Source organism: Corynebacterium sp. HMSC056F09 (assembly GCF_001815785.1).
Lineage (GTDB): Bacteria > Actinomycetota > Actinomycetes > Mycobacteriales > Mycobacteriaceae > Corynebacterium > Corynebacterium hiratae.
The window spans coordinates 16,941-37,550 of record NZ_KV821886.1; the positions used below are offsets into that span (position 1 = coordinate 16,941).

Genomic DNA, 20,610 nt, shown 5'->3' on the forward strand with positions numbered 1-20,610 from the left:
CTGACTAAGGAGTCCACAGTGCAGTTCCACCACAACGGCTACGTTTCGGAAGATCCCCGCGTGCACGAGCCCGCCGGGTATGGCATCGATCGCGCCTCTGAGCTTCCCGATGAAATGGACGTCCTCATTGTGGGCTCCGGCCCGGCCGGCATGATCGCGGCCGCGCAGCTAGCAATGTTCCCCGACGTCAACACGCGCATCATTGAACGCCGTCCTCACCGCCTCGAGTTGGGCCAGGCCGACGGCATCCAGTCCCGCTCCGTAGAAACCTTCCAGGCCTTCGGCTTTGCCAAGGAAATCACGGAAGAGGCCTACGAAATCACCGAGATGTCCTTCTGGAACCCCGATCCGCAGGACCGCTCCAAGATTGTTCGCGGCGCCCGCCCGATTGACGACGAACACGGAATCTCCGAGTTCCCCCACCTCATTGTGAACCAGGCTCGCGTGTTGGACTACTTCGCCCGTTACGCACGCCGAGCACCCGGCCGAATCGCCCCGGATTACGGCTGGAACTTCGTCTCCCTTGAGGTAGGGGAGGGCGACTACCCCGTGACGGTGCACCTCGAGGATGTCGACGGCAACCCGCGCGACGTACGCGCTAAGCACGTCGTGGGCTGCGATGGCGCAAAGTCCCGTGTCCGTAAGTCCATTGGCCGCTCGCTCAAGGGTGACCAGGCCAATCACGCGTGGGGCGTCATGGACGTTGTCGTAGATACCGATTTCCCGGACTGGCGCACCAAGTGCGCCATCCACTCACAGGCTGGTTCGATTCTGCACATCCCACGTGAGGGCGGCTACTTGTCCCGCATCTACGTCGACCTCGGCGTCGTGCCGGAGGATGACAACCACAAGGTCCGCTCCACCCCGATTGAGAAGATCATCGAGAAGGCTAACGAGATTTATTCGCCCTACTTCATCGACGTCAAGATGGTCGCTTGGCACTCGGTCTACGAGGTGGGCCACCGACTTGTCGACGCGTTCGACGATAACAACGAGGATCCGCGCGTCTTCCTTACAGGCGACGCCTGCCACACCCACTCGGCCAAGGCCGGCCAGGGCATGAACGTCTCCATGCAGGATGGCTTCAACATCGGCTGGAAGCTCGGCCACGTTCTCGACGGCCGCGCACCGAAGGAGCTCCTGACCACCTACCACGGTGAACGCCAGCCAGCTGCCCAGAACCTCATCAACTTCGACCGCGAGTGGTCCACCCTCATGGCCACCCCGACCGAAGAGCTCGATGATCCCGAGGCAGTCGAGAAGTACTACGTTTCCGCGGAGGAATTCGCCGCCGGCATGATGACGCAGTACGAAGAAAACCTCATCGTCAGCAGCACCGAGCACCAGAAGCTGGCCGTCGGCTTCCCGGTGGGCAAGCGTTTCAAGTCCTACGAGGTTCTGCGCCGCTGTGACGCGTACCCCCAGCACCTGGGCCACCAGCACACTGCCGACGGCCGCTACCGCATCTACGCCTTTGCCGACGCCCCCAAGGCCGGCGAGGACTCCACGCTGAGCAAGTGGGCCGAGAAGGTCGGACCCATCCTGGCCAAGTTCACCCCTGAGGGAGCTGATGAGAACACCTACTTCGACGTGAAGGCTATCTACCAACAGACCAACCACCACGACTACGAGATTCTCGACGCCCCTCTTCTCTTCCGCCCACGCAACGGCAAGTTCAATGTTCCGAATTGGGAGAACGTCTTCAACGCCCTCCCCGGCGACAAGGACATCTTCGACGCTCGCGGCATTTCCCGCGATGGAGCCGTTGTCATCGTTCGCCCAGACCAGTACGTAGGCGCCGTCCTCCCACTCGATGATCCATCAGCGGTCGAGGACTACTTCTCTTCCGCGCTCATCAAGCGCAAGTAAGCTCCACTCAAGTTCAACTAGCTTTACGCTTAGAGGGCCCAGCGTTGTGCTGGGCCCTCTTTTTATGTCACCTCCAAGCCTTCACAAAGATGCTAGACCCACGAACAGAAAGAAACCTAAGTACTGCCAAACACAGCACCTAGGTTTCACGTGAAACAACCACGGAGGAACGCTACTGCAAAAGAGTCCTATCGGACGTAGCGCCCTTAATCTTGGCAAACTCCGCCATGAGATCCTCCACCGTGAGCTTCGCCTTCTGCTCTGCGTCGGCGGAGTAAATGATCTCTCCCTCATGCATCATGATGAGACGGTTTCCTACCTGCAGCGCCTGGGCCATGTTGTGCGTCACCATCAACGTGGTGAGCTGACCTTGCTCCACAATGCGCTTCGTCAGGGTAGTCACCAGCTCCGCACGCTGTGGGTCGAGAGCAGCCGTGTGCTCATCCAAGAGCATCACCTTCGGGTTGGTAAAGCCGGCCATGAGCAACGACAGCGCCTGGCGTTGACCGCCGGAGAGCAAGCCCACCTTCGTCCCAAGGCGCTCCTCCAAGCCCAGCTCGAGCGACTCCAGCTGTTCCACGAAGACAGCCCGGCGCGCGGAGTTGAGACCCAGACCAAGTCCGCGCTTCTTGCCGCGCAGATAAGCGAGCGAGAGGTTCTCCTCAATCGTCAGGTTCGGTGCTGTACCCGCCATGGGGTCCTGGAACACGCGTCCGACTTTCTGCGCACGCTTGTGCTCCGGCTGGCTCGTCACGTCCTGGCCGTCGATCGAGATCTTTCCCGAATCCGGGATGAGCCGGCCCGCGACGGAGTTCAGCAGCGTCGACTTTCCGGCACCGTTAGAGCCGATGACAGTAACAAAGTCGCCGGAGGCAAGTTCCAGGGAGACGTCGCGAAGCGCACGGCGTTCGTTGACCGTACCCGGGAAGAAGGTCTTCGAAATCTTATCTACTTTGAGCATGATCTAGGCCTTCCTCTTCCCGCGCACCTTCGTCATACGCGGCACCAGCAGAGCGACAATAACCAGCAGCGCCGTGATGAGCTTCATGTCATTCGGGTTAAGGCCTACCTGAAGCGCAGCGAAGATGATGAGACGGTAGATCACAGAGCCCAAGGCCACCGCCACCACGGCCATCCACAAGCGCGACTGGGGGAGTACCGCTTGTCCCAGAATGACGGATGCCAGACCAACCAGGATGAGTCCGATACCCATCGAAATGTCGGCGAAGCCCTGGTACTGCGCGATGAGAGCACCGCACAGGCCCACCAGGCCATTGGACAGGGCCAGGGTCAGGATCTTGGTGAAATCGGTGGACACGCCAAAGGAGGTGATCATCTGCTGATTGTCACCTGTTGCGCGCAGCGAAAGTCCCAGGTCCGTGGACAGGAACCACACGATCAGCAGGCAGAGCAGCACCGCACCCAAGGCGAGCAAGCCCACCCCGGCCCACGACCCCATTACTGCATCCAGCGGGGTAAACACCGAATCTTGGGAGAGCAACGGAACGTTGGCGCTGCCCATGATGCGCAGGTTGATGGACCACAGACCAATCATGGTGAGGATACCCGCAAGCAAACCGTCGATGCGGCCTTTCGTGTGCAGAAGCCCCGTGATGCAGCCGGCGATAAAGCCGGTGACAAAGCCCGCGGCCGATGCCAGAAAGGGATTAACCCCATTCGTAATGAGCACGCCGGCCGTCGCAGCCCCGGTGGTAAAGGAGCCATCGACGGTCAGGTCCGGGAAGTCAAGGACGCGGAATGTCAGGTAGACGCCCACGGCCATGACCGCATAGATGAGCCCTAGCTCGAGTGCACCAATCACAGCTTCTCAGCCTTCTCCATGATCTCCTTCGGTACCTCAACGCCCTGTGCCTTCACGGCATCCTCGTTAATGACGTAGGTGTACTCAGAGGCGGTTTCTACCGGGGTCTCGGCCGGTTCTGCGCCGTCCTGGAGGATGCGCAGCGCCATCTCACCGGTCTGGCGGCCCAGCTCCTTGTAGTCGATACCGATGGTGGCGGCAGCACCACCTTCAACGGCACCCGAGTCCGCTGCGATGACCGGGATGGTCTTGTCATTCGCTACCTTGATGAGCGAAGAAATGCCGGAAACAACCATGTTGTCGGTCGGCACGTAGATGGCATCGACATCGCCCAGCGCCTCTACGGCCTGCGGGATCTCCGTCACGGAGGTCACCGTCTGCGACTTCACCTCAATGCCCTTCGGCTTAGCGGTTTCTGCCAACTGTTCCACCTGCACCTTGGAGTTGACCTCGGCGGAGGAGTAGACCACGCCGACGGTCTTGGCATCTGGAACCAGTTGGGTAATCAGTTCAACCTGCTCCTCGATGGGCGCGGCGTCAGAGGTACCAGTGACATTCTTGCCCGGCTTATCCAGGGACTCCACCAACTCCGCCTCCACCGGGTCCGTTACCGCGGTGAACAGAAGCGGCTTGTCCTTGATGGACTTGCTCATGGCCTGTCCGGCTGGGGTGGCGATTGCCAGGTAGAGGTCGTGGTTAGCATTTGCCATCTGCTGCGAGATGGACACCGCGGTGCCCTGCTCGCCATTGGCATTCTGGATGTCCCAATCCACGTCCACGCCCGCCTCCTCGAAGGCTTCCTGGAAACCATCCGCAGCGGCGTCGAGGGAGGGGTGCTGAACCAGCTGGTTGATACCGATGGAGTAGGAGTCTCCACCACCGGAATCACCGCCGGCGTTGTCCGAGGATGAGGAGCACCCCACGAGGGCGGCGGCGCTCAGAGCGAGAGCGGAGAGAGCAGCAGCAGTTTTAGAGAACATAACGGTCCTTTTCTACTCTAGAGTGACTGTTGTGACCGTTATTTAAGCCTCTTTCCATGCGTTTAAGCAGCAGTTTTGTGAATATTTTTCCCGCACGGGGGTACTCTTAGCCCTCCAAAAGCTATACTGTGACAGTTTTAGATTTCTATATCACATGCTTAAGCTGCATGTTTCCTATATCACTGTCGCCGAGGTGACCCTGCCGCGCCCAGCCCCCACGGGGGTACCCGCTCACATTTATCTGTACGGCGGAAGGTATCGGTGTTAGAGTCAGTGATGTGAAGAACATTTCTAACCTTTGGTGGTGGCGCGCGTAACCCGCGGGCCTCGTTGTTCTCCCATATTTAAGGCCCGCAGCTGCGGGCTTTTCGGCGTTTTGCTCTCTTAAAAAGCTCGCGGCAGCACACAACATCGTTAAAGAAAGACACCGTATGCCGTTTACAGCCAAACGCGAGGTCGAGTACACACCCGATGCCAGTGCGCTCTTTTATGCCCTCGCCACGCCGCAAGATTCCCTGCTCTTAGAATCCGCGGACATTGAATCCAAGAAGAACCTCACGTGCATTGCGATCACCAAGGCAGCGCTCAAAGTCGTCTGCCACGGCCAAGAGGTCACCGCTACCGCATTAACATCCGCTGGCCAGCTGCTCCTCGACGAGCTTCGCCAGGACTTCCGCTCCAGGATCAGCCAGGACAGCGAGGAGAGCACCACCTTTAGCTTCGAGCTTTCCACCGAACACGATGAGCGCGCCCGGCTCCGCGCTACCTCCACCGCGGATATCCTGCGCACCTTACAATTCAGCACACTGTATTCCAGCGAATCACTACCCTTCATCGGTGGCGGTTTCGCCTTCGACTACGTCGAGACCTTCGAGAAGCTACCCCCGGTTCCCGACGGACTCAACGGATACCCCGATTATGAGTTTCTCGTCGCCGAGCACGTTCTCACCGTGGACCACCTGACGGAGACCGCGAAGATAGAGGGGTGGGGCGTCGACAAGCAGGCACTTGAGGAGGAGCTCGACCGCGCCGCCCGCACCGATCCCATCACACCCCAGCCCCCACAGCCACTACCTCACATATCCGCGCGCGCCTCCATCGACGACGCTGCTTTCCGGCGTCACGTGGAGCGCCTCCAAAGCAATGTCCACGCCGGCGATATTTATCAGGTGGTCCCTTCCCGTGCGTTTAGTCTCGACTGCCCCGATGCCTTCGCTGCCTACCGCACACTGCGTGAGACCAACCCCTCGCCGTACATGTTTTACCTGCGCGGCGCCGAGCACGAGCTGTTCGGGGCCTCCCCAGAATCCAATCTGAAGTACACCGCCGCCGACCGGCAGGTGCAGCTCTATCCCGTGGCCGGCACCCGCCCGCGCGGTGCGACCCACGAGCTGGATATCCGTAATGAGCTGGAGATGCGCACGGATTCCAAAGAGGTCTCCGAGCACATCATGCTGGTGGACCTGGCCCGCAACGACCTCGCCCGCGTCGCCGTCCCAGGCACCCGACAGGTCGCTGATCTGCTCCAGGTGGACCGCTATTCCCGCGTGATGCACCTGGTCTCCCGCGTTGTCGCCACGCTGCACGAGGATTTCGACGCCCTCGACGCCTACCGCGCCTGCATGAACATGGGCACTCTGACCGGCGCACCGAAGCTGCGTGCCATGGAACTCATCCGTGAGACCGAAGGCACTCGCCGCGGATCCTTCGGGGGTGCTATCGGCTACCTGCGCGGCGATGGATCCATGGACAACTGCATTGTCATCCGTTCCGCCTACGTCAAAGACGGCACGGCCGTTGTCCAGGCCGGCGCCGGAGTCGTGCGCGATTCCATCCCGCAATCCGAGGCCGACGAAACGGTCCACAAGGCCTACGCGGTGCTCAGTGCCATCGCCCAGGCACACAACGCTTCCCTGGAGGTCATCCGATGAACCCACACGTCGTCCTCATTGATAACCACGATTCCTTCGTCTACAACCTCGTCGACGCGCTCGCCGGCTACAACACCACCGTTTTCCGCAACACCGTGCCGGTGGAGGAGGTCCTTGCCGCCCAGCCCGACATCATCATCCTTTCGCCCGGCCCCGGTCATCCCCGCGACGCCGGATCGATGATGCAGCTTGTCGACGCCTCCCTCGGCCGCATCCCCATCCTTGGCATCTGCCTGGGCTTCCAGGCGCTGCTCGAGCATTGCGGCGGCAGGGTTGAAGCCTGCGGGCCGGTGCACGGTTCCTCTGTGCCCATGACGCTGACCGACGCTGGCGCGAAGCACCCGCTCTTCCAAGGGCTCACTACTGATTCCGAGCCAGATAACCCGAACTACGTGGGCCGCCTCGTCCCCGTCGCGCGCTACCACTCCTTAGGCTGTGCGAACATTCCCGCCCAGATGCGCAGCCTCGCGGAGACGGAGACCGACATCGGCCCTGTCACCATGGCGGCAGAAACCGTCGACGGCATGGCCCTCGGCCTGCAGTTCCACCCGGAGTCGGTGCTAACTCCAACCGGCCCCATCATGATCGAACGCTGCATTGAACAACTTTCTTCTCTACCCACCATGGAAGGAGCCAAGTAATGACCAATAACCACGCTCTCAAGACACTGCAAGAATTCCTCGATATCCCCGAACCGACCCTCGAGCAAGCAATCGAGGTCTTCACCCCGCTGACGGTGGGGGAGTATGACGACATCCATATCGCGGCCCTCCTTACTCACATCCGTACGCGCGGCGAAACCTTCGCCGATGTGGCCGGCGCCGCCCGCGCCTTCCTCAACGCCGGCCGCCCCTTCCCGGTTACCGGTAAGGGCCTCATGGATACCGCGGGAACCGGTGGCGATGGCGCGAACACCATCAACGTCACCACCGGCGCATCCCTCGTCGCCTCCGCCGGCGGGGTCAAGATGGTCAAGCACGGCAACCGCTCCGTATCCTCCAAGTCGGGCTCCGCGGACGTCCTTGAAGCCCTCGGCATTCCGCTTGATCTCGATCCGGACCGCGCGGTCCGCCAACTCGAAGCCTCGAGTTTCACGTTCCTCTTCGCCCCCGCGTATAACCCGGCCGTCGCTCACGTTCAGCCCGTTCGTAAGAGCCTCGGTGTCTCGACGCTCTTTAACACCATGGGCCCGCTGCTCAGCCCAGGCCACCCAGAGTTCCAGATCATGGGCATCGCCAACCCCGAACAGGGCCAGCTCATTGCTGAGGTGTTCAAGGATCTGGGCCGCACACGCGCGCTGGTCGTCCACGGCGCCGGCACCGATGAGATCGCTGTCCACGGAACCACCCAGGTCTGGGAGCTTCGCGACGGCACCATTAGCCACTACGAGCTCACCCCGGAGGACCTGGGCATTTCCCGCCACGAGCTAACTGACCTCGCCGGCGGTAATGGCAAGGAAAACGCCGAGGCCCTGCGCGCCGTCTTCGCCGGCACCGGCAAGCCCGCTCACCACGATGCGATCGCCGCCACCGCCGGCGCGATGTTCTATCTCAATGGCACAACTGACTCCATTCAGGAGGGCGTCGCGCATGCCGACCAGCTCATCAAGGATGGCACCGTGGCCGCATGGCTGAAGAAGCACGAGGAGGCGAACTATGGCTCTGCCGACCGTGCTTGAGGGGATCGTCGCCAAGCGCCGCACGCACCTGGCCGCTATCCGTGAGCGCCTCGCACACGTGGACCTCGCGACGCTTCCGCGTTCGGAGCGCTCCTTCTACGATGCGCTCAACGGGACCAACCGCTTCATCATGGAATGCAAGTCTGCCTCGCCGTCACTGGGGCTGATTCGCGAGCACTACGAGCCCGGGGCCATCGCGCGGGTGTACTCGCGCTACGCTTCGGCCATCTCGGTGCTGTGCGAGCCGGATCGTTTTGGTGGCGACTACGACCACCTGCAGACCGTGGCTCTATCCACGCACCTGCCTGTCTTGTGCAAGGACTTCATCGTTGACCCCATTCAGGTCTACGCCGCTCGCTATTTTGGCGCCGACGCCATTTTGCTCATGATGTCGATCGTCGATGACGACACCTACGCGGAACTCAAGCAGCTGGCGGATTCCCTTGGGCTCGATGTCCTCACCGAGGCCATTACCGAGGAGGAGGTCGCCCGCGCCACTGCCTTTGGCATCGACGTGATCGGAATTAACAACCGAAACCTCCACGACCTCAGCATCGATCTCACTCGCTCCGAGCGCCTTTCGCACCACGTTCCCTCTGGCAAGGTCATCGTCTCCGAGTCGGGCATCCGCGACAACCAGACCGTTCGACGTCTGGGCTCTCATGCCAATGCCTTCCTCGTTGGCTCCCAGCTCACCGGCACGCCCGATATCGACCGGGCCGCACGTGAGCTAGTCTATGGCCAAAACAAGGTCTGCGGCCTCACGACGTGGTCAGCGGCCCAGGCCGCCCGTGCCGCCGGTGCCGTCTACGGAGGATTCATCTTCGAGGAGGCGTCCCCGCGCAATGTTTCACGTGAAACCGCGCTCGACATCATCGCCCACGAACCCGACCTCAACTACGTCGCGGTCTCTCGCCGCACCTCCGGCTGGGAGGAGCTTGCCTTCGACGACATCGCCGCCCTACAACTCCACGCGCCTTACCAAGGAAGCACCAAGGCTGAGCTCGAACTCATTGAGTCAGTGCGCGCCGTGGCGGGGGAGCGACAGGTCTGGCGCGCCATCGACATGACGGCGCCCCATGGCCCCGCCCTTGCCTCCGCGCTTGCCGACGCCGCCGACAAACTCATCCTCGACTCCGGCGCCGGCGGCACCGGCACATCCTTCGATTGGACGACAGTTCCGGACAGCGTCAAAGACAAGGCACTACTCGCTGGCGGCCTCAGTCCCGACAACCTACCGGATGCTCTCCGCGTCGGTACCGTTGGCCTCGACATCAATTCAGGCGTAGAGGTTAACGGCAGGAAGGACACGGCGCTCATCGCCAAGGCCTTCGACACGATTCGTCACTTTACGTATTAACCCCCACCCCAAGCTTTGCTCCAAGCCCTAGCTAAAAGGAACACTATGACCAACCAACAGGACACCAGGGAGACCCTCCTACCCGCTTATTTCGGGGAGTTTGGCGGACAATTCGTTCCCGAATCCCTCATTCCGGCACTCGACCAATTAGAGAAGGCCTTCGTCGATGCCCAGAACGATCCCACCTTCCGCGAAGAACTGGCCGGCTACCTTCGCGACTACCTCGGCCGTCCAACCCCCTTGACCGAAGCAACAAAACTCGGCGGCAAGGCACGAATCTTCCTCAAGAGGGAAGACCTCGTCCACGGCGGTGCCCACAAGACCAACCAGGTGATCGGCCAGGCGCTCCTGGCCAAGCGGATGGGGAAGACCCGCATCATCGCCGAGACCGGCGCCGGACAGCATGGCACGGCGACCGCCCTCGCCTGTGCTCTGCTGGACCTCGACTGCGTGATCTACATGGGCGCGAAGGACGTCGAGAGGCAGCAGCCCAACGTCTACCGAATGGAGCTGATGGGCGCGAAGGTTGTTCCGGTTGATTCCGGTTCCGGCACGCTCAAGGATGCCGTCAACGAAGCTCTCCGTGACTGGACCGCCACCTTCCACGAATCTCACTACCTCCTCGGCACAGCGGCTGGTCCGCATCCTTTCCCAACGATCGTTCGCGAGTTCCACAAGGTGATTTCCGAAGAGGCCAAGGCCCAGATGATCGAGCGCACCGGCGGTTTGCCGGATCTCGTCGTCGCGTGCGTCGGCGGCGGCTCGAACGCCATTGGTATGTTCGCTGACTTCATCGATGAGGAATCCGTCGAACTCGTTGGAGCGGAACCCGGGGGAGAGGGACTCGATTCCGGACACCACGGCGCGACCATCAACAACGGCACCATCGGCATCCTCCACGGCGCCCGCTCATATCTCATGCGCAATGCCGACGGCCAGGTTGAGGAATCCTATTCCATCTCCGCTGGCCTCGACTACCCGGGCGTCGGTCCACAGCACGCACACCTCGCTCAGACGGGGCGCGCAACCTACGTCGGCATCACCGACGCCGAAGCTCTCGAAGCCTTCCAGCTCCTCAGCCGCCGCGAGGGCATCATCCCCGCCCTCGAGTCCTCGCACGCATTGGCCTATGCCCTCAAGCGCAAGGATGAAGACATCACCATCCTCGTTTCCCTGTCTGGGCGTGGCGACAAGGACATCGACCACGTCCGCCGAACCCTTAACGAGCACCCCGAACTCAAGATCACGGAGGACAAGTAATGAGCCGTTACGAGACACTCTTCTCCACCCTCGCCGCACGCGGTGAAGGCGCTTTCGTTCCTTTCATCATGCTCAGCGACCCCGATCCCGAGACCGCCCTCACCATCGTCCGCGCGGCTGTCGCTGGTGGCGCCGACGCTCTCGAGCTAGGTGTCCCGTTCTCGGATCCTGTCGCCGACGGCCCGACGATCCAGGCCTCCCACATTCGCGCGCTCGCCGGCGGTGCGACGGTAGATTCCGCCATCGAGCAAATCCGTCAGATCCGCAGTGAATTCCCGGACCTACCCATCGGCATGCTCATCTACGGCAACGTGCCCTTCACCCGCGGGCTAGAGACCTTCTATTCCGAGTTTCACGAGGCCGGCGCCGATAGCATCCTGCTTCCCGACGTCCCCGTTCGCGAAGGCGCCCCGTTCGTCGCCGCAGCCGACAAAGCAGGAATCGATCCCATCTTCATCGCACCGGCGCAAGCCTCTGAGAAAACCCTCGAGGGCGTAGCGCAGTATTCCAAGGGCTATATCTACGCGATTTCCCGCGACGGCGTAACCGGCACCGAGAAGGAGTCAGAGACCCGCGGGCTCGCTGACGTAGTGGACAACGTGAAACGATTCGGAGGTGCACCAATTCTCCTTGGGTTTGGAATCTCCACCCCGCAACACGTTGCGGACGCCATTGCTGCCGGCGCTGCGGGAGCAATCACCGGTTCCGCTCTGGCCAAGGTCGTTAATGCCCATCTCGACGAGGGGGGCCGCCCTGACGATGCCCTCGCCGCTGCGGTCACTGACTTCGTATCTACGATGAAGGCGGCTACCAAGCAGAAGAAGTCTTAGCTGAGTTCAGCTCGCAACGGCCTCTTTCCGCCAGAATCCGCATTTACCGACGGCAGGGCGGAAGGGGGCCGTTTCACGTGAAACTCCTCCCTAAAAAGGAATATCCTCTTCGCCATCGGTGGAGCAATCCGCCGGATCTGTCATGTCGAATACTTCGACCAAGATTCCGTTATCCATTTCCACCTTCAGCGCCCGTGCAGCTTCGTGCATCTTACGGCGGTGCGCAACGACATCTTCCGCGATGGAGCGGGCCCATACCTTCGAAGCAGGAGCCAACGGTCCGCTCGCTTCGGTAACCGCCCAGATTCCGTCCTCGTACAACCACACAACATCTCCAGTCACGGGATCCAGGATGTAGAACGCCCGCCCATCTGTCTTCATATTGTGATGGTGCTGGCACAGGGCCACCATGTTGTGTGGGTGTGTAGGCCCGCCGTCGGCGTAGTTGATCCGATGATCCAGCTGGCAGACCCATGCGGGCCGATTACAGCCAGGCGCCCGACATGTGCCGTCACGCCCTTCGACGTACTTCCTTAAAAATTCCGACGGCTGATAGCCCTCACAGGCATTTGGGACACTTTCGAAGTCGCGCAAAACCGTCTTCGAAGCCGGAACGCCCTCACCGTTCCACCCATGCCCTTGGACATAGACCGGCGCGCCCTCGACGTCTTTCGCCTTGTATTCGTGGACGACGACCTTGCCTGCCTCTGGCTTGATTTTTCCGGTAATGAGGAGCACCAGTGCATCGGCCATGGAGACGTCGTGTTCTTTTGCTGCCAATTTGATGGTTTCATGGATGACGACACCCACGTTGCTGTCCACTTCTAGCTCGATCAACCCACGTTGCCCGCGGGTGAGTAGAGAGTAGCGATTCTTCTTGCGCTTGTCACGGAATGAAACGGAGTCGTCGAGCACCTTGCAGATGTCTCGCACCTTGCGCCGTATCTTCTCAACTGAGGGAAAGACCTGATTCGGCTTGGTCGGCGTTAACCAGGCGGATAGCTTCTCATCCACTTCCGCTATTACAGCCGCCGTTGGATTGCCAAGCTTTGCCATCACCTGATCGATAGCGACGAGCATCTGCATGTCCAGTAAAAAGTCGGCCTTCTGCAACGCACGTAACTTCGGCATTTCATCAAGACGGATAAGAGCCATCACGTTGCGCGCCACATGCGCCGGAGATTTTCCCGTCTTCTGTCCTATGCGCATGAAGGCGGTATCAGAATCCTCGTCTAATGGTGGCTGGATGCTTGCCCAGAATTCATACTCTATTCTGCGCATCAGCTGACCCGACATGCATTCAAGATCACGCGGATTTGAGTGGGAAAAGTATGCGGTGGGAAGTGACGTAGAAGATTGTGCTGTGGTTGCCATGGCTAGCTGCACCCCTAAACTTGCGGAACAATTCGTTCCCCCACACCCATTTATAGAATACCTGTTCTATATCTAAGGCGCAAGACTTTCCTTAAGAAATTGGGGCTTGGCCCCAAACTGCCATGGGTAGAACCACGGTCTACGCATCGGAGCCACTAGCCCCTACATGACTGCACGCATTCTCCGGTATTAGGGCAAGAAAAATCCCCCTTCACCCAACTATCCATCGCAGATATCATGTCAGGGAAAGGGGGAGTAGAAACTTCAGGGTTTCACGTGAAACTTAGGCCTCGCTAAGCTCCTCGTCAGTAGCCTCGGCATCTGCCTCGGCCTCTAGGCCCTCAATCTTATCGCGTGCGAAGCGATCGACGATCATGGCGATGGCGCCGTCGCCAGTAACGTTTGCGGCGGTACCCACGGAGTCAATTGCGATGTAGGCGGCAATCATCAATGCGACCATCGAATCATCAAAGCCCATGTTCGCTTGCAGAAGTCCGACCGCGACCATCACCGCGCCACCCGGAACGCCAGGAGCGGCGATCATCATGATGCCCAACAGCAAGATGAAGCCAAGGGCCTTCCCGAGGTCAGCCTCCATGCCATCCGCCATGTACACGATCGCGAAAGCATAGAGGGTGAGCTTGATCATCGAACCGGAAAGGTGAATCGTCGCGCAGAGCGGAACCACAAAACCCGCCACCGGCTTGGAGATTCCATTCTTTAGCGCGGCGTCGAGGGTGACCGGAATAGTAGCCGCAGAGGAGGACGTACCCAACGCAGTAAAGTAAGCCGGGGCCATGTTCTTCAGGGCAGCGAATGGATTCTTGGCCGCAATCGCGCCAGCAATAATGTACTGCAGGACAAGGTAGACCAAGGTCATCACGACCGCGAGGAGAAGCACCTTGGTGAAGGCAATCAACACGGTACCGATATTTCCGTTCATACCCAAGGAGAGGAACATACCGAAGATGTAGATCGGCAGAAGAGGAATCACGAAACCCCAAATGACCTTGATGACGACGTTCTCAAATTCCTTCGTAATTGCGTAAAGATTATCCGACTTCACAGTCGTCATGGCTACACCGATACAAAACGACAGCAGCAGCGCCGTCATCACTTCGAAAGGCGCTGGCATCTCAACCGTGAAGTACGGCTCTAGGGCTCCGGCATCGATATCAGAAACCTCGGTATTGAGGGCCTGTCCGCTCAACAAAGTCGGGTAGAGGACCTGGGTCAAGCCGTATGCGATAAGCCCCGCCACGATAGTGGAGCCGTAGGCAATTCCGGCGGTAATACCCAGCCACTTACCGGCGCCGCGTCCAAGGCCTGCGATTGCCGGGGCCACGAGAGCGAGGATAAGGACTGGAATGAAGAAGCCGAGGAAGCTTGAAAACAGGCCATTATAGGTTGCGAAAGCTCTGCCAAACCATTCCGGGGCAAACTGGCTAACGATGATGCCCAAGACTATCGCGACGATAATCTTGAACAACAAAGAGTTGAGAACACTCTTAAATGTCATGATTGAATCTTTTCTATGGTTGCTACCACGCTGATCAGTTCGCTCGATAATAAAGTCTTTAATATCTACCAAGCGACACGAAATGTATATTACAGCAGCGTGCGAATAAATTGAACTGACTTTCTCCCTAACTATGGGGCGGGATAGACTATGGGCATGCTCGTAGTCGGAATCATCTTCCTCATCGTGGCCGCCATCTTTGTCGTCGTCGGCGGCCTAGCCTCGCTCCGGAAGCTCCCGGGTAATAGCGTCGTCGGTTTGCGCCTCGCGGAGATCCGCAAGACTAAGGAAGCTTGGGATAATGCCCACGCCGTTGCAGGACCGTTCTGGTTCCTCGCCGGCGTCGCTTTAGTGTTTGGCGGAATCATCGCGCTGCGGGCCGAGGGTTGGATGTGGTTGATCCCAGCACTCACGTTCGTTGTAGCTATTCTCGCACTCTCGGTCGGTTCCAATATGGGCGCCCGCGCGGCGTATCTCTGGGATCAAGCCCACAAAGAGGATGAGGGTTGCGGTGAATCCTGCAACTGTGGCGACGGTGGGTGCGGGGGAGAGGCACCGACTGTCGACGTCTCCGCGGCCCGTGCTGCCGCAAAACGTGCCGATAACAGCAATCCTCGCTAGCAATCAATAACGTACAGTGACGTTATTATAGTGACATCTTGATTGCTCGCGTTTCGTCACTAACATTATTATTCCAAAGGCCATTCCAATGGTGGGCGATACTCACCATTGGAATGGCCCTTTGTGTGCAGACCCCAGTCTGAAAGATGACTGGGAACTCGACGCCAACTTCGTGGGAAGCCGGCATCGTCTCGTGACAACCTTTAACCTACGGCGCACTATGGATGGCATGAAGAAAAGCGTTAACACCCGAGCAATCCGAATCATCGCCGCAGCCGCACTCAGCATTAGCGTTCTGGGCGCTGGGGCAACCTATGCCTTCACGAATGATTCACGGGGCGGACGACACGTAGCTTCGCCAGGGACCATCTATAGCGATGTCGGTACATCGTACGGATCCTACGATTTCAGCGGCAGTAGGGAAGAAGAGTTACCTGTGTGGGATGGCAAACTCAGTTAAGAACGCTATACCTCACACTATGGAACACGCCGATCAGATAGAGTAAGCACCATGACTACGTGTTCCCGCCGCCTCTTCCTCCTCGGTACTGCCACCACCTTCGCTGGTGCCTATCTCGCCGCCTGCGGCAAAGAACCTACCGCCGAAATAGCCGCGACGGATATACCCGTTGGATCAGCCATCATCGTGGACAAAGTGATCTTTGCTCAACCCACGGAAGGGGAGTTCAAAGCTTACTCCCAAACCTGCCCGCACCAGGGATCCCTCATTACAAAAATCGAGGGCATGACCGCCACCTGCACCAGCCACTATTCCAGCTTTGACCTCGGCACCGGCGAAGTGACCGGCGGTCCCAGCGCCAAACCGCTCACGGAGTACGGCGTGGAGAATGACGGGGGAACGGTACGCAACGTCACCGCCTAACGCACGGTCGAAGCTTCGGGCCGCTTCGCTCAAACCGATGTTTCACGTGAAACGGTGGGGGTGCGTCTACACTCTGTTATATGCTTGAGCGCCTCAAAAGACTCGATCCCCTCATTGTCCTCATCCTCTGCGCCGTTGCGGTCGCCATCGTTCTTCCCGCGCGAGGCAGCTTTGCAGATACCTTCGACGTCCTCACGAACATCGCGATTGCCCTCCTCTTCTTTCTCTACGGAGCTCGACTGTCAACGCGCGAGGCAATCAACGGCATCAAGCATTGGAAGCTCCATCTGACCATTTTGGTCTTTACCTTCGTGGTGTATCCGATCATCGGTCTCGCACTCCGTCCACTCACGGCTTTCATCCCAACCGATCTATACCTGGGCATTCTTTACCTCACCTTAGTTCCATCAACGGTTCAATCATCGGTAGCCTTTACCTCCATCGCCCGCGGAAACGTTCCCGGCGCAATTGTCTCCGCGTCCGCATCGAATCTGGCCGGCGTCTTTCTCACGCCCCTACTTGTCATGGCGCTCATGGGTGCCGGCGACGGCATCCACATCGATAGCTCCGTCTTCCTCGAGATTTCCGTGCTTCTGCTTCTGCCTTTCGTGCTCGGGCAATTAACAAGAAAGTGGGTAGGAAAAGTCGCAGCCAGCAAAGCCACCAAAGTGGTGGATCGCGGCTCTATCGCGATGGTGGTGTATGCCGCCTTTTCGAAGGGAATGGTGGACGGGATATGGGCGTCAATTAGCGTCTGGCAGATTCTGTTCCAGATTGTGTTCTCAACTGCATTCGTCTTCTTCATGCTCTGGCTGACCAAAGTGGTGAGCAGAAAGCTGGGCTTCGACCGAGAGGACACCATCGCCATCCAGTTCTGCGGTTCGAAAAAGTCCTTGGCCACGGGACTGCCCATGGCCTCGGTGATCTTCGCCTCTGGTGGCACGTCTTTGGGGCTTCTTATCCTCCCGCTCATGATCTACCACCAGGTGCAATTGATGATCTGCGCGTCTATGGCGGCTCGCTATTCGCGGGTAGAGTGAGACCACATGAAAAAGCTTTACGTTCGCACCACCATGACTGTCCCGGAGGTCGGCACCGCCATCCACATCGCGGAACTCGAGGAAATCAGCAACGAGGCTTGCTCCATGTTGCGCATGATTGCCCTCGCGCCGAATGACGCCATCGTCGGCGCCGCAACGCCGACCGCCTCGGTGGGTGACGCCAACATCCCACAGCAAGTGGTGCCGCACCCTGACACCTACGACACGTTCCCCGACATCGACGCCGAGCTTATCGACGCCTTCCAGTTCCACTCCCTGTGGACCGAGGCCATCGCGCTATTCGGCGACTTTTAGCGTACCCACGCTACAGAACGAGATTCACCAGCACCATATAGAAGGCAGTCCCGCCGAAGATGGAAAGACCGGAATTGCGGCGCCACAGGTGCAACGCGGCGGTCACAGCGGCGGCTACGAGGGGAGCAACAATGCTTCCCGTATCGCGAGCTTGGCCGAATAAGGTATAGACCACCAGAACTGCCATCACGCCGACCGGCATGGTGAACCCGAGCATGCTGATGAACTGGCTTCCCTTCAGGGCCTTCACGAAGGCGAAGGGAAGCCAACGCAGTACGACAGTCACAATCCCGACGGGGATGAGCACAGCGAAGATACTGGCCAGGGTTACTCCGCCTGGCATGGCGCCTCCCTCCGTAAAATCAGCGCGTTGTCGATACGCGGAGAAAGGTAACGCACCACCAAGAGCAAGAAATAAGCACTCAGCGCCACCATAAGAAGCTGACCAGGAAACAAGAAGCCCGCGAGAATCCCGAGCACCACGGCAGACAGCGGAAGCGAGTAGTCCTTGTTGTTCTGGAAGGAATCGATGGCAAGGACGATGAACAGTGCGACGAGGGCAAACTCCAGTCCCTTCACAGAGGGCGGGATTGCCTGACCGGCCACCGCGCCAATGATGCCGGAACCGACCCACAGCACTTGGCAGTAAAACTGCACCGTGAAGACGAAGGCGCCGCTTGGGCGAGAGTCTCGGGGAAAGGCGGAGAGGACGGCATAGGATTCGTCGGTAAGCGCGTAGGTGGAATAGGCGCGGCCGAGGGGACTAGAAATCTGATCGCGCGGGAAGGTCAATCCATAAAAAATGTGGCGGAAATTGACCATGAAACCAGTGAGCGCAGCCACGGCGGGCGTCACGCCGCCGGTCACCATGGAAATAGCAAGGAATTCCATCGAGCCGGCGTAAATAACGATGGAAAAGATAGGGGTCCACCACCAGTCGAAGCCGGTCTGAACCATGAGCACGCCGAAGGCGAGGCCCAGCGGCACCACCCCCACGGCGATAGGCATGCAAGTCCGTATAGCCTTGATGATCTCCGCGCGCATGGCAGAGATGTTAGCGCAGGGAGAGGCGAAGAGCTCTAATTATCTTCATCGATGTAGCGCGGGAAGGTCGCAAACAGCGGCAAGGGCATGGCTTGGCGGCGCATCACGTCCGACCACGTATCGGTCGAGCCAGAGGAGACCACGTCCTGGGGCAGGGCGGGGGCCACGTACCACTCGCCACGGTCAATTTCTTCATCCAGCTCGCCCGGGCCCCACTCAAAGAAACCAGCGAAGAAGCGCATACCCTCCACCAGATCGGCGACGTCCTCCGGGCTCACGCGCAGATCGACGAGCGCCACGCGCGGGGCGAGGCGATTCAGCGAAGGCTCTTTCTCAATGTCCACGCCCTGGCGGGTCAGCGCCACACCGATGGCCGCCTGCTGGTTGTGCGGGCCGCCGATATAGAGGGCCTGCGGCTTGGCCGCTACGGGTACCCATTCCGGCATGACGTTGAAGAGGGCGACCTCGGAGCGGTTGGTTAGATCCACGCCATACGTACGCCCGGCGTGCTGCTCCGTAATCAGAATGACGGAACGGTTGTAGTGGGGCGTGAGAGTGTCGGGCGCCGCCACAAGGAGCTGGCCAGGGGCGGGATCGTTGCGCTCGAGGGCGTTGAAAAGTCTGTCTGCGTACATCCCTATCTAGAATTCCACCACTCGCGCAGCTTCGCAATAGCCACCTCGCGCTCGAGGGGCCCCTCTTCGAGGCGGAGCTCCTTGAGGTAAGACCAGGCCTGGCCCACTTCGGGGCCGGGCTCAAGGCCGAGGATCTCCATGATCTCGTTGCCATCGAGATCCGGGCGCACGCGTGCAAGATCCTCCTTGGCGGCGATATCCGCGATGCGCTCCTCCAACTGATCGTAGGTGCGCTGCAGGCGGCGGGCCTTGCGTTCGTTGCGGGTGGTGCAGTCAGCGCGAACGAGCTTGTGCAGGCGCGGAAGGAGATCGCCGGCATCGGTGACGTAGCGGCGCACAGCGGAATCGGTCCACTGGCCATCCCCGAATCCATGAAAGCGCATGTGCAGGTAGACCAACTGGCCGATGTCCTCGGTCGTGGCCTTGGGGAACTTCAGCTTGCGCAGGCGCTTGCGGGTGAGCTTCGCGCCCACCACCTCGTGGTGGTGGAAGCTCACCTTGCCGTCGGTGGTGTCGCGGGTATCCGGCTTGCCTATGTCATGGAGCAGGGCGGCCCACCGAAGAATGAGATCGGGACCGTCTTCCTCCTGCTCCATGGCCTGGCGCAGTACGGTCAGCGAGTGCGCGTACACGTCCTTGTGCTGCGCGTGCTCGTCGGGAGCCATGCGCAAAGCCGGGATCTCCGGAAAAACATAATCAGCAATCCCGGAGTCAACGAGCAGGTCAATGCCCTTCCATGGCGCGACACCGCAGATGAGCTTGTTGAGTTCCACCTGCACGCGCTCCACGGTGATGCGTTGGATTTCGCCCGCCATGTTGGTCATGGCATCGCGCACGCGCTGGGCGACGTCAAACTCCAACTGCGCCGCAAAACGCGCAGCACGGAGCATGCGGAGAGGATCATCGTGGAAGGAAATCTCCGGCGCATCTGGGGTATCGAGGATGCGATTCGCCAAGTCCTCGAGACCGCCCATCGGATCGTGGAATTCGCGGGTGCCGTCGGGCCGCAGCTCGATGGCCATGGCGTTGACCTTGAAATCGCGGCGCACGAGATCGCCCTCGAGGGTATCGCCGTACATGACCTCGGGGTTGCGGGACTGCCCGTCATAGCTATCTGAGCGGAACGTAGTGATCTCGATCTGCTGGCCCTTATAGGCCGCCGAGACCGTGCCGAAGTCAATGCCGGTATCCCACACCGTCTCCGCCCACTCCTCAAGAATGGAATAGACCACGTCGGGCCGGGCCGGAGTGGTGAAGTCGAGGTCGTTGCCCAGGCGGCCGAGCAGCGCGTCGCGGACGGAGCCGCCGACGAGGTAGAGGGGGGCGTCGTGAAGCGCAAAGCGTTCCACCAGGCCGCTTAAGAGGCCACTGAGCCGGGCGACGGTGGCGTCCGCGCGGGCGAGAACGCCGATTAGCTGAGTGTCCTGAAAATTCACGGATCGAAGTCTA

20 protein-coding genes are annotated in these 20,610 nt (G+C 59.9%); 11 read left to right on the top strand and 9 right to left on the bottom strand.

What is annotated here, in order from left to right; translation table 11 throughout:
• Positions 1-18: 18 nt before the first annotated feature.
• Positions 19-1,869, top strand: a complete 1,851-nt coding sequence (locus HMPREF3056_RS00855; RefSeq protein WP_070753925.1) for an FAD-binding monooxygenase — start codon at positions 19-21, stop codon at positions 1,867-1,869.
• Between the two features lie 172 nt (positions 1,870-2,041).
• On the opposite strand, the gene HMPREF3056_RS00860 is transcribed toward HMPREF3056_RS00855, so the two are convergent.
• The 3 genes from HMPREF3056_RS00860 to HMPREF3056_RS00870 are packed head-to-tail and all read right to left on the bottom strand — an operon-like array spanning position 2,042 to position 4,671.
• Positions 2,042-2,830 (bottom strand): ABC transporter ATP-binding protein, encoded by a 789-nt coding sequence (locus HMPREF3056_RS00860; RefSeq protein ID WP_070753926.1) that lies wholly within the window; start codon positions 2,828-2,830, stop codon positions 2,042-2,044.
• A 3-nt stretch (positions 2,831-2,833) separates the two neighbouring features.
• Entirely contained in the window at positions 2,834-3,691 is an 858-nt protein-coding gene (locus HMPREF3056_RS00865) for an ABC transporter permease (protein WP_046648734.1), read from the bottom strand.
• Entirely contained in the window at positions 3,688-4,671 is a 984-nt protein-coding gene (locus HMPREF3056_RS00870; protein WP_070753927.1) for an ABC transporter substrate-binding protein, read from the bottom strand. Before HMPREF3056_RS00870 ends, HMPREF3056_RS00865 begins: the two co-directional genes overlap by 4 nt.
• Before the next feature lie 431 nt (positions 4,672-5,102).
• Here HMPREF3056_RS00870 and HMPREF3056_RS00875 point away from each other — a divergent pair, with 431 nt between their 5' ends.
• Genes HMPREF3056_RS00875 through trpA form a run of 6 tightly spaced genes read left to right on the top strand, consistent with a single transcriptional unit; the run spans position 5,103 to position 11,730 of the window.
• Positions 5,103-6,602, top strand: a complete 1,500-nt coding sequence (locus HMPREF3056_RS00875) for an anthranilate synthase component 1 (RefSeq protein ID WP_070753928.1) — start codon at positions 5,103-5,105, stop codon at positions 6,600-6,602.
• A complete protein-coding gene (locus HMPREF3056_RS00880; protein ID WP_070753929.1) occupies positions 6,599-7,243 on the top strand; it encodes an anthranilate synthase component II in 645 nt (214 codons plus the stop codon). Before HMPREF3056_RS00875 ends, HMPREF3056_RS00880 begins: the two co-directional genes overlap by 4 nt.
• Positions 7,243-8,280: an anthranilate phosphoribosyltransferase gene (gene trpD / locus HMPREF3056_RS00885; protein WP_070753930.1), complete on the top strand. Its 1,038-nt coding sequence runs from the start codon at positions 7,243-7,245 to the stop codon at positions 8,278-8,280. The genes HMPREF3056_RS00880 and trpD overlap by 1 nt, the downstream gene beginning before the upstream one ends.
• Complete coding sequence (gene trpCF, locus HMPREF3056_RS00890; RefSeq protein ID WP_070753931.1) at positions 8,258-9,640, top strand: bifunctional indole-3-glycerol-phosphate synthase TrpC/phosphoribosylanthranilate isomerase TrpF; 1,383 nt, start codon at positions 8,258-8,260, stop codon at positions 9,638-9,640. Before trpD ends, trpCF begins: the two co-directional genes overlap by 23 nt.
• 45 nt (positions 9,641-9,685) lie before the next feature.
• Complete coding sequence (gene trpB, locus HMPREF3056_RS00895; RefSeq protein ID WP_070753932.1) at positions 9,686-10,900, top strand: tryptophan synthase subunit beta; 1,215 nt, start codon at positions 9,686-9,688, stop codon at positions 10,898-10,900.
• The gene (trpA, locus tag HMPREF3056_RS00900; RefSeq protein WP_070753933.1) at positions 10,900-11,730 is read left to right on the top strand and encodes a tryptophan synthase subunit alpha; all 831 of its coding nucleotides are present in this window, start codon (positions 10,900-10,902) and stop codon (positions 11,728-11,730) included. The genes trpB and trpA overlap by 1 nt, the downstream gene beginning before the upstream one ends.
• 90 nt (positions 11,731-11,820) lie before the next feature.
• Here trpA and HMPREF3056_RS00905 read toward each other — a convergent pair whose 3' ends face one another.
• Positions 11,821-13,104 (bottom strand): HNH endonuclease signature motif containing protein, encoded by a 1,284-nt coding sequence (locus tag HMPREF3056_RS00905; protein ID WP_070753934.1) that lies wholly within the window; start codon positions 13,102-13,104, stop codon positions 11,821-11,823.
• Between the two features lie 283 nt (positions 13,105-13,387).
• Positions 13,388-14,623 carry a dicarboxylate/amino acid:cation symporter gene (locus HMPREF3056_RS00910; protein WP_070753935.1) on the bottom strand — a complete coding sequence of 412 codons (1,236 nt, stop codon included), beginning with the start codon at positions 14,621-14,623 and terminating at the stop codon, positions 13,388-13,390.
• A gap of 156 nt (positions 14,624-14,779) precedes the next feature.
• Between HMPREF3056_RS00910 and HMPREF3056_RS00915 the strand changes: the two genes are divergently transcribed.
• From HMPREF3056_RS00915 to HMPREF3056_RS00930, 4 genes are all read left to right on the top strand, one after another.
• Positions 14,780-15,244 carry an SdpI family protein gene (locus HMPREF3056_RS00915; RefSeq protein WP_049155670.1) on the top strand — a complete coding sequence of 155 codons (465 nt, stop codon included), beginning with the start codon at positions 14,780-14,782 and terminating at the stop codon, positions 15,242-15,244.
• A gap of 511 nt (positions 15,245-15,755) precedes the next feature.
• On the top strand, positions 15,756-16,127 hold the full coding sequence (locus HMPREF3056_RS00920) for a Rieske (2Fe-2S) protein (RefSeq protein WP_049155608.1): 372 nt from the start codon (positions 15,756-15,758) through the stop codon (positions 16,125-16,127).
• Between the two features lie 80 nt (positions 16,128-16,207).
• A complete protein-coding gene (locus HMPREF3056_RS00925) occupies positions 16,208-17,167 on the top strand; it encodes a bile acid:sodium symporter family protein (protein WP_049155609.1) in 960 nt (319 codons plus the stop codon).
• A 6-nt stretch (positions 17,168-17,173) separates the two neighbouring features.
• Positions 17,174-17,482 carry a hypothetical protein gene (locus HMPREF3056_RS00930; protein ID WP_049155610.1) on the top strand — a complete coding sequence of 103 codons (309 nt, stop codon included), beginning with the start codon at positions 17,174-17,176 and terminating at the stop codon, positions 17,480-17,482.
• A gap of 10 nt (positions 17,483-17,492) precedes the next feature.
• Here the strand turns inward: HMPREF3056_RS00930 and HMPREF3056_RS00935 are convergent, their stop codons facing one another.
• The 4 genes from HMPREF3056_RS00935 to HMPREF3056_RS00950 are packed head-to-tail and all read right to left on the bottom strand — an operon-like array spanning position 17,493 to position 20,597.
• Entirely contained in the window at positions 17,493-17,825 is a 333-nt protein-coding gene (locus HMPREF3056_RS00935) for a branched-chain amino acid transporter permease (protein WP_049155613.1), read from the bottom strand.
• A complete protein-coding gene (locus HMPREF3056_RS00940) occupies positions 17,810-18,526 on the bottom strand; it encodes an AzlC family ABC transporter permease (protein WP_049155616.1) in 717 nt (238 codons plus the stop codon). The genes HMPREF3056_RS00935 and HMPREF3056_RS00940 overlap by 16 nt, the downstream gene beginning before the upstream one ends.
• A gap of 35 nt (positions 18,527-18,561) precedes the next feature.
• The gene (locus HMPREF3056_RS00945) at positions 18,562-19,161 is read right to left on the bottom strand and encodes a YqgE/AlgH family protein (protein ID WP_049155619.1); all 600 of its coding nucleotides are present in this window, start codon (positions 19,159-19,161) and stop codon (positions 18,562-18,564) included.
• A 2-nt stretch (positions 19,162-19,163) separates the two neighbouring features.
• Positions 19,164-20,597, bottom strand: coding sequence for a CCA tRNA nucleotidyltransferase (locus HMPREF3056_RS00950; protein ID WP_049155621.1), 1,434 nt, complete (start codon positions 20,595-20,597; stop codon positions 19,164-19,166).
• Positions 20,598-20,610 lie beyond the last annotated feature (13 nt).

Bases quoted from the DNA above. Each gene is read 5' to 3' on its own strand.
- HMPREF3056_RS00860 (WP_070753926.1), bottom strand. From the start codon at position 2,830: ATGCTCAAAGTAGATAAGATTTCGAAGACCTTCTTCCCGGGTACGGTC.
- HMPREF3056_RS00870 (WP_070753927.1), bottom strand. From the start codon at position 4,671: ATGTTCTCTAAAACTGCTGCTGCTCTCTCCGCTCTCGCTCTGAGCGCC.
- HMPREF3056_RS00875 (WP_070753928.1), top strand. From the start codon at position 5,103: ATGCCGTTTACAGCCAAACGCGAGGTCGAGTACACACCCGATGCCAGT.
- HMPREF3056_RS00880 (WP_070753929.1), top strand. From the start codon at position 6,599: ATGAACCCACACGTCGTCCTCATTGATAACCACGATTCCTTCGTCTAC.
- trpD (WP_070753930.1), top strand. From the start codon at position 7,243: ATGACCAATAACCACGCTCTCAAGACACTGCAAGAATTCCTCGATATC.
- trpCF (WP_070753931.1), top strand. From the start codon at position 8,258: ATGGCTCTGCCGACCGTGCTTGAGGGGATCGTCGCCAAGCGCCGCACG.
- trpB (WP_070753932.1), top strand. From the start codon at position 9,686: ATGACCAACCAACAGGACACCAGGGAGACCCTCCTACCCGCTTATTTC.
- trpA (WP_070753933.1), top strand. From the start codon at position 10,900: ATGAGCCGTTACGAGACACTCTTCTCCACCCTCGCCGCACGCGGTGAA.
- HMPREF3056_RS00905 (WP_070753934.1), bottom strand. From the start codon at position 13,104: ATGGCAACCACAGCACAATCTTCTACGTCACTTCCCACCGCATACTTT.
- HMPREF3056_RS00910 (WP_070753935.1), bottom strand. From the start codon at position 14,623: ATGACATTTAAGAGTGTTCTCAACTCTTTGTTGTTCAAGATTATCGTC.
- HMPREF3056_RS00915 (WP_049155670.1), top strand. From the start codon at position 14,780: ATGCTCGTAGTCGGAATCATCTTCCTCATCGTGGCCGCCATCTTTGTC.
- HMPREF3056_RS00920 (WP_049155608.1), top strand. From the start codon at position 15,756: ATGACTACGTGTTCCCGCCGCCTCTTCCTCCTCGGTACTGCCACCACC.
- HMPREF3056_RS00925 (WP_049155609.1), top strand. From the start codon at position 16,208: ATGCTTGAGCGCCTCAAAAGACTCGATCCCCTCATTGTCCTCATCCTC.
- HMPREF3056_RS00930 (WP_049155610.1), top strand. From the start codon at position 17,174: ATGAAAAAGCTTTACGTTCGCACCACCATGACTGTCCCGGAGGTCGGC.
- HMPREF3056_RS00935 (WP_049155613.1), bottom strand. From the start codon at position 17,825: ATGCCAGGCGGAGTAACCCTGGCCAGTATCTTCGCTGTGCTCATCCCC.
- HMPREF3056_RS00940 (WP_049155616.1), bottom strand. From the start codon at position 18,526: ATGCGCGCGGAGATCATCAAGGCTATACGGACTTGCATGCCTATCGCC.
- HMPREF3056_RS00945 (WP_049155619.1), bottom strand. From the start codon at position 19,161: ATGTACGCAGACAGACTTTTCAACGCCCTCGAGCGCAACGATCCCGCC.